We start from the raw sequence: 13,442 nt of genomic DNA, 5'->3' as shown, positions 1-13,442 counted from the left end.
GCTCTGGCTCATGGCAAATTGTGATGGCTGCGCTACCGTCCTATAGCGAAATAGTAACTTTTTGCCATCACTCGACGCGTGCAGGGAGGCCGAGATGAGCAGTCGCTTGACCCTATTCCTGGCGGCGTTCTTCCTGCTGGCAGCCCTACTGGCAGGTTACTGGGGTGTGGTGCTCAGTCGCCCTGCACCGGCGCCCGTGGCGGTTGCCCCAACGGCGGATCAACCGGCTGTAGCCGTCGCGCCACCTCCCACCACGCCACCGGAGCCGCCCCGCACGGCCGTGGTCGTTCTGCGCAAGGCGCTACCTGCCAATACACCGGTCACCGAAGACGATGTGCTGGTCGAGCGCCTTCAGGTTGCCCCCGCCGGGGCCTACCAGCAAACCGCCCAGGTGGTCGGGCGCACCAGCGCCAGGCCGCTGGCAGCAGGCACCTGGCTGGACGATTCGAGCTTTCAGGCTGGGGGGCCGCTGGCGCGAATGATCCGCGCCCACGAGCGCGCCGTGGCAGTCGGTGTCGACGAAGTGGTAGGGGCAGCCGGCCAACTGCGCCCGGGCGACTACGTGGACGTGCTGCTGTTTTTGCGTGAAGAACCCAACAACCCGCAATCTTCCGCCCAGGTCGTGTTACCCGCCTTGCGCGTGCTTAGCGTCGGCGAGCAAACGGGCCTTGCCAACGACGGCCGGCCGGCGCAAACCGCCGAAGAGCAAAAAGCCCGGCGCGAACAAGCCAGCCTGAACAGCACGGGCACCCGCACCGTGGCGCTGGCTGTGCCCGAGGCCCTGGCCAGCCGCCTGATGCTGGCTGCCCAGGCCGGCACGTTGCGCCTGGCCGTGCGCAGTGCCGATGAACAGCGCCTGGCCCGCTACTGGGCCGAGCCCGATGCCAAACCGCAGGTAGAAGCCGCCAACCGCGAACTCTACCGTTTCAGCCAGCTGTCCCAGTCGCCGGTGGCCAACGTTACCAACCTGGCGACCAGCAACGCGGCACCCGCCATGCACATCATCCGTGGCGCCAAGGCTGACGACACGACCAAGACCCCCTGACCCGGCAAGGATGCAGCGATGCGCAGTTCCTTCTTCAGACAAGCATGTTGTAGCGGGCTGCTGGCCGTGCTCTTGCCCCAGGCCCAGGCGGCCGGCAAGGGCTGCGAAGCGTTCAACCAGTTGCCCTCGGTCATCGAGATCGACCAGGGCCTGCAGCAGGAATTGCGCCTGCCGCTGACCATCACCCGGGTTGCCGTGGGCGAACCCAAGGTGGCCGATGTGCAGGCCAGCGGAGAGCGCGGCGTGGTGATTACCGCCGTGGGCCAGGGCAATACCTCGCTGATGCTGTGGACAGCATGCGCCCCGGCCCCCCACAGGGCCATGGTGTTCGTCAAAGGGCGGGCCAGTGCCGACATGGCCGAAGACAGCTTCTTGCCGTCACAGGATGCACAGCTGATCAGCCAGGTGCAGGCCGATATCCGCTTCGTGGAGGTACGCCGCAGCAAATACAAGGAGGCCGGTGCGCGGCTGTTCTTCAAGGGCTCCAACAATAGCCTGATCGGCTCGCCAGGGACCGTGCCCGGCACGTCCGTCAGCCCCGGCTCGGTGCCGAACGTAACCCCGTCGATCCCCCTCGACGACACCGTGTTCAACATCGTCTGGGGCGGCGGCAGCAGCCGTTTCCTGGCCATGATCAACGCCCTGGAAAACAGCGGCTTCGCCTACACCCTGGCGCGCCCGAGCCTGACCGTGCTCAGCGGCCAGACGGCAAGCTTCCTGGCAGGCGGCGAAATTCCCATCCCGGTGCCCAGCGCGGGCAGCGACAACGTGTCGATCGAATACAAAGAGTTCGGTGTGCGCCTGGCGCTGACACCGACCGTGGTCAGCCCAGGCAGGATCACCCTCAAGGTGGCGCCGGAGGTCAGCGAACTGGACTACAGCAACGTGGTGACCATTGCCGGCACCCAGGTGCCGGGTTTGACGGTAAGGCGCACCGACACCAGCATTGCCTTGGCCGATGGCGAAAGCTTCATCATCAGCGGCCTGGTCAGCAACAACACCCGTTCCGCGGTAGACCGCCTGCCCGGCCTGGGTAGCCTGCCGGTACTGGGTGCGTTCTTCCGCAACTCGGCCATGCGCCGCGAAGAAACCGAACTGCTGATGATCGTTACCCCGCATCTGGTCCAGCCCCTGGCCGCCAACGCCCGGCTGCCGCAACTGCCGGGCGAGAACCTGCGCAATTACGACCCCAGCTGGGGGCGGTTGTTCTTCCTGGAGAATGGCAACTTCGATGGCAAGGGCGGGCTTTCCCAATGAACGAGAGCCTGAACCCCACCTTTCTGGCCATCACCCGCAACGAAGACGACCTGCACTGGCTGCAGGGCGCACTGGCACCACAAGGCCAGGTGATTGGTGCCAGTGCCGGCAGCCTCGACGAGCTGCTGGCGCTGGTCAATGCCACGTTCAGCAACCTGATGTTCATCGGCCTGGACCGCGAACAGCTGGTCAGCCAGTGCGCCTTGATCGAGGGGGTGCTGGAGGCCAGGCCGATGCTGGCGATCGTCGCCCTTGGCGATGGCATGGACAACCAGCTGGTGCTGCATGCCATGCGCGCTGGCGCCCGCGACTTCGTGGCCTATGGCTCGCGTGCCAGCGAAGTGGCCGGGCTGGTGCGGCGCCTGGGCAAGCGCATGCCGGCGGTCACCAGCAACCCCAGCCTCGGCGGGCTGACGGTGCTGTTCGGCGTACAAACCAGTGCCGACGGCGCATTGCTCACCACCCACCTCGCCCGGGTGGTGCAGGAAAGCGGCCAGCAAACCCTGTTGCTGGACCTGGGCCTGCCGCGCGGCGATAGCCTGGCACTGCTCGGCCTGGAGGCTTCGTTCTTCTTCGGCGACGCCCTGCGCCACTTGCGCCGCCTCGACACCACACTGATCGACAGCGCATTCACCCGCGACAAGAAAGGCTTGCGCCTGCTGACCTACGCCGAGACCGACGACCCGCTGCAACAAACCAGTGCCGCCGAGCTGTACATGCTGCTGAGTGCCTTGCGCCAGCACTTCCAGCACATCGTCGTGAACCTCACCGGGCATGCCGACAGCGAGGCCCTGCGCACGCTGGTAAGCCACTGCGACAAACTGATCGTCTACACCGACCAGAACATCCTCGACTGCCGGCGCAACCTGGAAGTGCTCGACCTGTGGCGCGACCACGGCATGAAACTGGAGCACGCCAGCCTGTTGGTGGACCGCTATCTGAACAACGTTGCACCCGACGCCGATACCCTGGCCAAACGCTATGGGCTGCCCTTGCTCAAGGCCATCCCCTACAGCCCCGAAGTGCGCCTGAACGTGAAAAACCAGGGCCTGAGCCTGTTCGAGCTGGCCCCGCGTGAAAACCTCACCCAAGCCCTGCGCGGCCTGGGCGAACGCCTGGCACGGCGCTCGGAAAACCTCTCACCACCGGCCTTTACCTGGTTGCGACGGCTTTGGGGGAGCAAATGAACAATGACCAACCCTTTGGCGGCCAGCAACACGCCTCCGGCGACCCTTATGCGCTTAAACGTGCCCTGCACCGCTTTGCCATCGACGCCATCGAGGACAGCGGCCGCAACCTGCTCGAAGGCGCACGGCCTGCCCTGACCCAGTTCGTACTGGAGCAGGTAGGCGATTACGTCGCGCGCCTGCGCCTGGCCCTGTCGCGCTACGAAATGGAGCGTCTGGCCGAAGAACTGGTGGATGAGCTGACCGGTTTCGGTCCGCTGGAAGTGTTGCTGCGTGACGTGACCGTCACCGAGATTCTGGTAAACGGGCCTCACCGGGTGTTCGTGGAGCGGGCTGGCCTGTTGCAGCAGACCGACCTGCGCTTCATCGATGCCCACCATGTGGAGCGGGTGATGCAGCGCATCCTGGCACCGCTCGGCCGGCGCCTGGACGAATCGTCACCCATGGTCGACGCCCGTATGCCCGATGGCAGCCGGGTGAACGCGATCATTCCGCCCGTGGCACTGGACGGTCCGTGCCTGTCGATCCGCAAGTTCCGCCAGGACATGCTCAAGAGTGCCGACCTGCTGGCCACCCGCGCCATCGACCAGCCCATCTTCGACTTCTTCGAACGCGCCGTGGGCAAACGCTGCAACATCCTGGTCAGCGGCGGCACCGGCACTGGCAAGACCACCTTGCTGAACATCCTCAGCCAGATGATCGCGCCGCGCGAACGCCTGGTCACCATCGAAGACGTCGCCGAACTGCAATTGCACCACCCCCACGTGGTGCGCCTGGAAACCCGCCCGCCAAATGCCGAAGGGCATGGCGAAATCAAGGCCAGCGAACTGATCCGCAACGCCCTGCGCATGCGCCCCGACCGCATCATCCTGGGCGAGATCCGCGGCAGCGAAGTGCTTGATGTACTGACCGCGATGAACACCGGCCACGATGGCTCGATGAGCACGGTGCACGCCAACACCGCGCAGGATGCGCTGCTGCGCCTGGAAACCCTGGTCGGCCTGAGCGGCCGGCAGATTGCCGAAAAGACCTTGCGGCAAATGGTCTGCGCGGCGCTGGACGTAGTGATCCAGCTGACCCGCCTGCCTGATGGCCGACGCTGCGTCAGCGAGGTGCTGGAAGTAGTCGGCGTGCGCGATGAGGTGTACGTGACCAACACCCTGTTCCGCCTCGATCGCCGTGGCGGCGATAGCTTTCTGCGCGAGGCACCCAACCCGGCGGGCAGCAAGCTGCGCGCAGAGGGCGTGCTGTGACCGGCCCCTTGCTGCTGGCGCTGTCGCCGCTGTTGCTGGGCGTGGCCCTGTTGCTGTTGCGCCGTGGCCTGTACAAGCGGCACGAAGAGCGCATCCTGCAACGCCTGGGGCGGGCGTTCAGTATTGTGCGCAATGGCACTGCCCGGCGCGAGTGGCTCGACGCCCTGCTGCAGCGCGCCGGCCTGGGGGCTGTCGAGTTCGAGCCACAGCGCTGGTTACTGGCGTGGCTGGGCATGGTACTGCTGGCGCTGATCGCCGCCGGCTGGGTGGCTGCATTGATGCTGCTGATTGGCCTGCCAAGCCTTGCGTACCTGATCCTGAGCTGGCAAAGCCGGCGGCAGATGCGCCAGATCGTCGATCAGTTGCCCAGCCTGCTGGACTACAGCGTGCGTAGCCTCAAGGCCGGCCGCACCCTCAATGACGCGGTGCTGGGTGGCATCGACAGTAGCCGCGAGCCCCTGCGCTCGACCATGGCGCGGGTGCGGCGCAACGTGCAGCTGGGCGTGGCGCTGGAGGACGCGGTCAGCGAGTTGGCCGAACTGCACAAGCAGGATGAACTGCGGCTGTTCGCCCTCGGCTTGCGCATCAACCAGCGTTATGGCGGCAATGCCAGCGAGCTGATGGAAAACCTGATCAAACTGATCCGCGAGCGGGAGCAAGGTGCGCGCCAGCTCAAGGCGATGACCGGTGAAACCCGCATCACTGCAATCATCCTCGGCTCATTGCCACTGGCAATGGTCGGCTACTTCATGATGGCCAACCCGCATTACCTGCTGGCCATGTGGCGCGACAGCAGCGGCCAGATGATGCTGTTGATGGCCTTCGCCCTGCAGGTGGTCGGTTGCCTGGTGCTGTGGCGCATGATGAGGAGCCTGTGACCATGGCCTTGCTGATCTGCGCCCTGTGCCTGTTCATTGCCGCCAGCCTGTTTGGCCTGCAGGCGGTTCGCCAATGGCGCGCACGGGCGCTGGTGGCCCGCCGGCTGCAAGGGCGGCTGGCCCGCGACGAGCGCCTGGGTGACTGGCTGCACTGGCTGGGCAGCAGCCCGTGGGGGCAGCGGCTACAGAAATTCGACAGCGAAAGCCAGGCCCTGCTCGAACGTATCGGCTGGCGCCGCAGCCGCCAGCGCGCCCTGTTTGCCGCCGTTCAACTGGGCCTGCCGCTGCTGGCGGTGGCGATGACGCTGCTGTTGCAACAGGGCTTCAAGGGCAATGCCGCAGCCAGCTGGGTAGTCTGGCCATTGTGCGCGCTGGGCGTCGGTTACCTGCTGCCCAAGCGTCTGTTGGCCTTGGCTGCGGCACGTCGCCAGCAACGCATCGCAGAAGAGGTCAGCCTGTTGATCCCCTTGCTGCGAATTCTCTTCGAGACCGGCCTTGCCGTTGAGCAGGCGCTACGCGTGCTGAGCCACGAAGGGCAGACGCTGATCCCGAATATAAGCGCAGAACTGCGCCAGGTGCTGCAACGGGTGGATTCGGGCATGGCACTGGGCGCGGAGCTGGAAAAGGTCGCACAGCTGCTGGCGGTGGACGAGTTCACCGATACCTGCGTGATCCTGCGCCAGCTGCTGGCACAGGGCAGCGGCGCGATGAAGTCGTTGCAGGCCTTGAAGGCGTTGCTTGATGACCGCCGCCTTACCCGCCTGCAAGAGCGGGTCTCGATGATGTCGGCAAAGATGTCGGCCGTGATGATGGTGTTCCTGTTTCCGGCGTTGCTTATCGTGCTCGCCGGGCCGGGCTTTTCTGCATTGGCGCGGGCATTGAGCCCATGAGGAGTGATTGATGAAGACCATCCTGTTGTGCGCGAGCCTGGTGTTGTTGACCGGATGTGCCGGGCAACAGCCTGAAGGGTTGCGGCAGCTGTTCGCCACCAGCAGTTGCAGCAAGCCCGACGCAGACCAGCAACTGGCGCTGAACCTGGCAGACGAAATGCTCAACGACGGGCGCCCGCACGCCAGCCTTGCCCACCTGCAGCAATTGCCGGATTCGCTGGACCAGGTACGCCTGCGCAAGGCCAAAGTGTCGCGGCTACTTGGCCTTGGCGAGGCCGAACCCTTGTACCGCAGCCTGCTCGGGGGTTGCCTGGCCGCCGAGGGCGAACACGGGCTGGGCCAGCTTGCGTCGGCCCGGGGCGACGACATACAAGCCCTGCAGAACCTTCAGCGTGCAGTGCGGCTTGCACCCACCGACGAGCGGGTACGCAACGACCTTGGCGTAGTGCTGATGAACCTGGGGCGCTATGAGCAGGCGCGCTTCGAGTTGTTGACCGCCATCGAACTGAAGGACGACAACGCGCTGCCGGCGGTCAACCTGGTGACCCTGGCGCTGGTGCAGGACAACTGGCAGCAAGCCACCGATCTGGTAGGCCGGCTGCAGCTGAAGGCTGGGCAGTTTGCCGAAGCCCAGGCGCGGGCAAACCGGATCAAGGCTGGCGGCCGAGGCCCGATCGCGTCGGCCAAAACCCCGGACGTGATGGTCAACTGATACGCGGAGGTGATCATGATCAGGTACGTGATGGTACTGGCCTGCTGTGTAGGCAGCACTGCGTTGCAGGCCGAGGAATACCCCCGACAAACCGCACAGGATGAAACGGCCACCGAAAGGCTGCTGCGCGTGCAGTCCAGCGGCGAACAGGCATCGCGCCGCCTGCAAGTGCAGACCGCGCGGGAACGCGACCAGTCGATGCAGCGCTGGCTGGATACCTACAAGTACGAAATCCCGGACTTCTACCGCTGGACCAAGATGACCGAGCGCAACAACTGACCGGCCAGCAGACTGATGCCACGCAGGTACAACCATTGGGCTGCGCTGTCGCGCAGAGAACTGATGCCGGGCGCACCGCGTACCCTGTGGGAGCGGGCGTGCCCGCGAAGAATCCAGCGCGGTGCATGGCACCGGCTGCGCCGGTGTTCGCGGGCTTGCCCGCTCCCACAGGGCCCCTGCTAAATCAGTAAGTGATGTGCAGTTCTGTGGGAGCCCGGCTTGCCGGCGATGGGCCGCAAAGCGGCCCCATTGGCCTTGGCTGACGGGTGTTGGCTTGCCGGCTCAACCAACCCAGGCAAGCGAAACGGCAAACCCTGCCAGCAAGCACGGCGCAAACGGCTTTTTCTCCCCAGGCTGGCGCGCCTTGCGCCGCACCAGTTGCCAGGCAACCAGTGCCAAACCGGCACCGATAAACGTGCCGAGTACGTGATCCAGGCTGGTGGCCAGGGCCAGTGCGGCCAGCAGCTTGACGTCGCCGGCCCCGAACTGGCCGAGCACGTAGCCGGGCAGCGTCAGCAGCAGGACAACGACAAACGCCAGTGCGGCATCACTGCCGTGGGCGCCCAGCCAGGTCTGCCCGGTGGCCAGCAACCAGGCCAGCGCACAGGCGCCGGCCCCCAGCGTCAGCACGTTGGAAATTTGCCGTTCGCGGGCATCCTGCCCGGCGCACAGCGCCAGCCAGACAAGCAATGCAAGGCTATGTATAGGCAATTGGCCATCCCTGTTCAACGATCGGTTCTATGCTGTTACTCAGGACTCATCGTCAGGGTAGACGCAATCGATGAAAGCAGGCCCGGCAAAACGGCAGAAAGGCGCAGCGGCCATTGAGTTCGCAGCCGTGTTCATGATTTTTTTCGCCGTGTTCTACGGCCTGGTCAGCTACACCCTGCCCATGCTGATGCTGCAATCATTCAACCAGGCCAGCGCCGAGGCTGTGCGCCGCTGCGTAGCCCTGGACCCGGACAGCGCCAGCTACAGCACCGATGTGCAGAACCTGGCCCGCCAGGTCATCAGCCAGCAGTTGCAGTGGATGCCCTCTGCGTTCAACTTCCAGGCCGCCAGCGACGCCCAGGTGACCCTGGGCGCCGACAAGTTGCTGACCGTGACCATCAACTACCCCAAGACCAAATTGACCAACGTACTGCCGATGCTGGTACTGCCGCTGATCGGTGAAGTGCCGCAGCTGCCCGACCGCCTGCGGGCCGAAGCGAGCCTGCAGCTATGAGCGGCATGTTCGATCGTTGGTTGGGTGGCCAGGCTACCGAACAGACAGCGCCCGCCCCGCCAGCGGTGGGGCTGCAGCTGTGGCTGGATGATCAGGGGCAGGTACAGCGCCTGGCGGGGCCTTTGCGCACGGTGCTACCGGCTTGTGCACACAACGCTCCCCGCGTGCATGACTACTTGCAACGCCATAGCTGGCTAGTGCTTGAAGGGCCGCCTGCCGACTGGCAGGGGCAGCCGCTGGACCTGGATTTTACCACCGTACACGGCGCCGCCCTGCACACCCGGGGCTGGCTGATGCGACAGGCCGATGGTTGGCTGCTGCAACTGTTCGACATCGGCGACCTACTGGGCGAGCGCGAACAACAAGGCCAGCACCTGGCCCAGCAGCAACTGGCAACGCAGCTTGGCCGTGCCCTGCGTGACTGCGACCTGGAACGCCTGAAGCCGACCGTGGCCGAACAGTTGCAGCAGATGGCGGAGCACTGGCATGCCGGCTCGCTGCGCCTGATGCTGCCGGGCGATGCCGGTTGGTACACCTACGCTTGCAGCAACAGCGAATGGCCCTGGGCAGACGACGACCGCTTGCGCCCCTGGCTGCAAACGCTGTCACCGCGGGCCCGGGAAGTGGCTGCTGACAACCCCTTGTTGCAGCCATCGTGCGCCGGCTTGCCCTTGCTGGTCCTGCCCTACCTGCACGGTCATGCCGTTCAGGCCTGGTTGCTGTGCGCGGGGGCGCAACAGCCACCGGCCAGCGAAACAGTCAGCACCCTGCTGCAAGCGTTGATCGAGCCCCTGCTCAGCCGCCTGCGCCAGCACCAGTTGCAGCAACGCTCACATCACTTGAATGAACTGCAAAAGCAGTTGGGGGCAGGCTGCTGGTCATGGCCCTTGCAGGGGCCGCTGCAGTTCGACCCGGCCCTGGCCTTGCGCCTGGGGGTACCTTGTGAAGCCACTGCCGAACAGTGGCTGGGCCGGTTGCACCCTGCCGACCGTGAAGCCGCACGCATGGCGCTGGAGCAATTGCGCGAAGGCACTGCCCTGAACCTGAATGTGCGCCTGCTGCCGGCCGACAACCCGGCAAGCCCGCGCTGGTTGCAATGGGCAGGCCAGTTGCAAGGCCGTCAGGTACAGGGGTTCATGCTCGACATCACCGCACTGAAGGCCCAGGAACAACAGGCTGCGGCCGCTCGCGCCCGGCTCGAAAACCTGATCGCCAGTTCGCCCGCCGTCATCTACATCCAGCGCTACAGCGAGGGCGCTCTGCACAGTGAGTTTTTCAGCGCCAGCCTGACACCGCTGCTGGGCTGGGCGCCAGACAGCGAACAGGCCCGCCAACCCAGCCAGATGCTGCACCCCGAAGACCGCTGGTTGTGGCTGGAGCGCACCCGCACGTTGTTGCGCGACGGCCAGGTGCGCAGCCGCTACCGCCTGCGCGATCACCTTGGTGGCTACCACTGGGTACTGGACGAGGCCCGCCTGTTGCGTGACGACCTTGGCCAGCCTGTGGAGGCCGTGGGGCTGTGGCTGGATGTGAGCGAAGCGACCGAGGCGGCCGAGCGGGTACGTCAAAGCGAGGAGCGCTACCGGGTGCTGGTAGAAGACTCACCCGCCATCATCTGCCGCTATCGCCCAGACCTTGAACTGCTGTTCGGCAACCACCCGCTTGCCCAACAGCTGGAGTGCACAGCGCAACAATTGACGGGTATGAACCTTGGCCAGTGGCTGTCCGACACCCAGCGTACGGCCTTTCTCCAGCGCCTGGCGCGGTTGACCCCGGAGCAGCCGTTGGCCAGCGCCGAAATCTGCCTGCAATTGCCTGGGCGTAGAACAGCCTGGTGGGTATGGGCCGAGCGTGGCCTGTTCGATGAGCACGGCCAGTTGCAGGAAGTGCAGGCGGTGGGGCGCGACAATAGCGAAGTACGCCACAGCCAGCGGCAACTGCTGCAAGGGGCCAAGATGGCCACGCTGGGTGAACTGGCGACCGGCCTGGTGCATGAAATCAACCAGCCCTTGAGCACCATGCGCCTGGCGCTGGTAAACACCCTCAAGCGCCTGGAAAGCGGCGTGGTCGATGCCGAGTATGTGACGGGCAAGCTGCAACGCATCGATACCCAGGTCGAACGTGTTGCGCGCCTGGTCGAACATCTGCGCAGCTATGGGCGCCGCTCGGAAGTGGAGCAACAGGTTTTTGCCGCCTGGGTTGCGGTGCACGGTGCGCAGGGGTTGCTGGCGGAAGGGTTGAGCGGTAAAGGCGTGGCCTTGCACATCGAGGAACCCGACCTGTACCCGGAAGTGCTGGGCCATGAGGACCAGCTCGAACAGGTACTGATCAACCTGATGGTCAATGCCCGTGATGCGTTGCTCGAACGGCAGGTTGCCAAGCCGCGGATCCGCGTCAGCCAACGCGTGGAGGCGGGGCAGTTATGCCTGTTGGTGGAGGACAACGGTGGCGGCATCGACCCGCGCCTGTTGGAGCGTATCTTCGAACCCTTCTTCACCACCAAGCCCGCCGGCCTGGGCACCGGCCTGGGTTTGTCGGTCAGCCACAGTATTGTCGGGGCCATGGGCGGCAGGCTGGAGGCGCATAACAGCGACGAAGGTGCGTGCTTGCGGGTGTGGTTGCCGCTTTACAGCGCCAGCTGAGCGCGGCTGGAACAGGTGAGGTTGGCGCCGACTTCAGCGTTGACCAGGTCGATGCCCAATACCTTGAGCAGCACGTTGATTATTGGATCGAGCAACGGGCTGAGCAGGTTTTTGATCAGGGGATCGAGGATGCTTTTGACACCAGCGAGCACGTTACCGGCGATTACCAGCAGATCACCAAGACCGCTATTCACCGTGGGTTTATAGGCCTCAAGTTTAACACCAAGCAGTGTGTCGCTGAGACTGCCGACGACATTATCGTTGATCGTCCGCATGCTCAGGTAAGCGGAGGGTAGGCCGATATTGGGCGGAATATTCAGCGGTGCCTGAAATACGAGTGACTGCTCCTCCGCCCCCCTGCCAAGCACTTTGCTGTCTACCCTTAGACCAAGGCCGCCAGCAGCGTAAGGCACACGCGGTTCGCAAGTAGGGTTTACTAATCCCAACAGTGGTCGTGTGCAACGCTGCGTACCGATGTCGATCAATGGCAGTGCCTTAACCTTGCGTTTCTCCTTATTCACCAGTGTGTCGTCTAAGAAGAACGCTTCAGTGGGCGTGAAACGTCCGACTTCGATTTTGGCAACAGAGCTTTTAACCCGAACATTTAAACGCTTGGGTGCGCAACTGAAGGTGTCAGGCGACTGCGGGTTGAGCCAGGCGGTTGCTTCGGCAACCTCAAGACCGATATCTAGCTGAAGTTTTTCGGGTAAGAGGATGATATCGCTAAGAGTGCATGGTGCCCCCAGTGCACAAAATACAGATTCCAAAGTGCTGGCGAGGTTGAGGCTGAGCAAGTTGTTGAGCACATTGGTCAGAGGCGCGAGCAGTTTACTGAATTCATTCACCAACCCTACGACGCCGTTAAGTATTGGCAGGTCAAGCGAAATCATCGCCCGCACTTGAGCCGTATGAACAAGCAGCTCATCAGTGCGCGGATCACCGACTGCTGAGATCTGTTGAGGTTCTATCACTTTCAGCCGTAAACGGCCGTTGACCAGCCCAAGCACGCTGATCGGCAAGTCGGCGTAGGCTGCGCTCTTGCTATTAGCCAGCATGATCACACCCTGCACCAATTGCAGCAATTGGATGCTGGCGTCCAAGCCCGCCTTTGCTGTGCCGTTTTGAATATCGAGAATGTCCCCTAAATGCAACACTGTACTGTTGCTGGCACCCAGCGCGACTTGCCCCAAATTGCTCACCACATCGACTGCTGCACCGCTCTGCTGCAAAACCTTGACCGCCGCTTGTAACATCTTCTTGGCGGTGGCATCAGCCTTGAGCAACTGCTCGTAGTCGCCCACCTCCACGCCTACTTCAATAGCCAGCTTGTCGAGATACTTTAGTAAATTGATCTGTGTATCAGCGATCCCATTCCACCCTGCTACATCGAGCTGAACATCGCCGCCCAAAACCTTCAGTAGCTCATTGAGCAACGGCGATTGACGCGAATCGACCTTGGCCAGCGTGGTTCGAATGCTCAACATTGCCTGCGGCGGCATAGGCGACGACGCCACAGCATGCGCTTGCAAAGTCGTGGTAGCAGGTACGCCATTGCCCTGCGCCAGGCTGTACACCCCTGCCGCCACACTGGTCGCCACCGTGTTGCTCACATCTACCCGTATGGCTTCATTGCGATTGTTGTCACTGGTGAAGGTACGCAGGCTGTTGGCGCCGGTCTGCAAGTACCCGCAACTGGCCGTCAGCGGGTTGCTGGGAGCATGGCCGTTGCGTGTGGCGGCGACTCGGGCGATAGCCGTGGCTTGCGGCCCGCTGCCGGTGCACACGGCAAACTGGCCAGCCGCCTCCAGCGCCGACATGTCGGCAATGCGCTGCAGCTTGCGCTGCTCAAGGTAGAGGCGGCCGCTGTCGAGCACCACCAGCATGAACAACAGGGCAAGGCCCAAAGTAACCACCGCCATAAGGCCAATTGCGCCTCGCTGACGGGCAGCAGATGAGGGAACCACGGGCACTCCTTTGCCGGCCATTGGCCATGCATCGCGGCTGCGATTCAAGGAGTGTAGTCGCGGTAGTGGCTAATTGCCCGTCAGGAACAAACCTGGCAGAGGCCGGTCAA

12 protein-coding genes are annotated in these 13,442 nt (G+C 63.8%); 10 read left to right on the top strand and 2 right to left on the bottom strand.

What is annotated here, in order from left to right; genetic code table 11:
- Window positions 1-94 precede the first annotated feature (94 nt).
- The 8 genes from cpaB to ACFY9W_RS06665 are packed head-to-tail and all read left to right on the top strand — an operon-like array spanning window position 95 to window position 7,501.
- Window positions 95-1,045, top strand: a complete 951-nt coding sequence (gene cpaB / locus ACFY9W_RS06700) for a Flp pilus assembly protein CpaB (RefSeq protein ID WP_391127465.1) — start codon at window positions 95-97, stop codon at window positions 1,043-1,045.
- Window positions 1,046-1,063: 18 nt separating this feature from the next.
- Window positions 1,064-2,302, top strand: coding sequence for a pilus assembly protein N-terminal domain-containing protein (locus ACFY9W_RS06695; RefSeq protein WP_391127462.1), 1,239 nt, complete (start codon window positions 1,064-1,066; stop codon window positions 2,300-2,302).
- Entirely contained in the window at window positions 2,299-3,489 is a 1,191-nt protein-coding gene (locus ACFY9W_RS06690) for a pilus assembly protein (RefSeq protein WP_391127459.1), read from the top strand. Before ACFY9W_RS06695 ends, ACFY9W_RS06690 begins: the two co-directional genes overlap by 4 nt.
- Complete coding sequence (locus tag ACFY9W_RS06685; RefSeq protein WP_391127457.1) at window positions 3,486-4,742, top strand: ATPase, T2SS/T4P/T4SS family; 1,257 nt, start codon at window positions 3,486-3,488, stop codon at window positions 4,740-4,742. The genes ACFY9W_RS06690 and ACFY9W_RS06685 overlap by 4 nt, the downstream gene beginning before the upstream one ends.
- On the top strand, window positions 4,739-5,620 hold the full coding sequence (locus tag ACFY9W_RS06680) for a type II secretion system F family protein (RefSeq protein ID WP_391127454.1): 882 nt from the start codon (window positions 4,739-4,741) through the stop codon (window positions 5,618-5,620). Before ACFY9W_RS06685 ends, ACFY9W_RS06680 begins: the two co-directional genes overlap by 4 nt.
- Window positions 5,621-5,622: 2 nt before the next feature.
- Window positions 5,623-6,510, top strand: a complete 888-nt coding sequence (locus ACFY9W_RS06675; RefSeq protein ID WP_391127451.1) for a type II secretion system F family protein — start codon at window positions 5,623-5,625, stop codon at window positions 6,508-6,510.
- Window positions 6,511-6,520: 10 nt separating this feature from the next.
- Complete coding sequence (locus tag ACFY9W_RS06670; RefSeq protein WP_391127448.1) at window positions 6,521-7,222, top strand: tetratricopeptide repeat protein; 702 nt, start codon at window positions 6,521-6,523, stop codon at window positions 7,220-7,222.
- Between the two features lie 15 nt (window positions 7,223-7,237).
- Window positions 7,238-7,501 carry a DUF3613 domain-containing protein gene (locus ACFY9W_RS06665; protein ID WP_391127445.1) on the top strand — a complete coding sequence of 88 codons (264 nt, stop codon included), beginning with the start codon at window positions 7,238-7,240 and terminating at the stop codon, window positions 7,499-7,501.
- Window positions 7,502-7,783: 282 nt separating this feature from the next.
- Here the strand turns inward: ACFY9W_RS06665 and ACFY9W_RS06660 are convergent, their stop codons facing one another.
- Window positions 7,784-8,206: a prepilin peptidase gene (locus tag ACFY9W_RS06660; protein ID WP_391127782.1), complete on the bottom strand. Its 423-nt coding sequence runs from the start codon at window positions 8,204-8,206 to the stop codon at window positions 7,784-7,786.
- Between the two features lie 76 nt (window positions 8,207-8,282).
- On the opposite strand from ACFY9W_RS06660, the gene ACFY9W_RS06655 reads away from it, so the two are divergent.
- Window positions 8,283-8,726 (top strand): TadE/TadG family type IV pilus assembly protein, encoded by a 444-nt coding sequence (locus tag ACFY9W_RS06655; RefSeq protein WP_391127442.1) that lies wholly within the window; start codon window positions 8,283-8,285, stop codon window positions 8,724-8,726.
- Complete coding sequence (locus tag ACFY9W_RS06650; protein ID WP_391127439.1) at window positions 8,723-11,368, top strand: ATP-binding protein; 2,646 nt, start codon at window positions 8,723-8,725, stop codon at window positions 11,366-11,368. Before ACFY9W_RS06655 ends, ACFY9W_RS06650 begins: the two co-directional genes overlap by 4 nt.
- On the opposite strand, the gene ACFY9W_RS06645 is transcribed toward ACFY9W_RS06650, so the two are convergent.
- Window positions 11,353-13,332, bottom strand: coding sequence for a pilus assembly protein TadG-related protein (locus tag ACFY9W_RS06645; protein WP_391127435.1), 1,980 nt, complete (start codon window positions 13,330-13,332; stop codon window positions 11,353-11,355). The genes ACFY9W_RS06650 and ACFY9W_RS06645 overlap by 16 nt on opposite strands.
- Window positions 13,333-13,442: the final 110 nt, after the last annotated feature.

It is taken from the genome of Pseudomonas sp. NPDC008258 (genome assembly GCF_042956345.1).
Classification (GTDB): Bacteria; Pseudomonadota; Gammaproteobacteria; order Pseudomonadales; family Pseudomonadaceae; genus Aquipseudomonas.
This window is presented reverse-complemented; position numbering and strand designations above follow the sequence as displayed.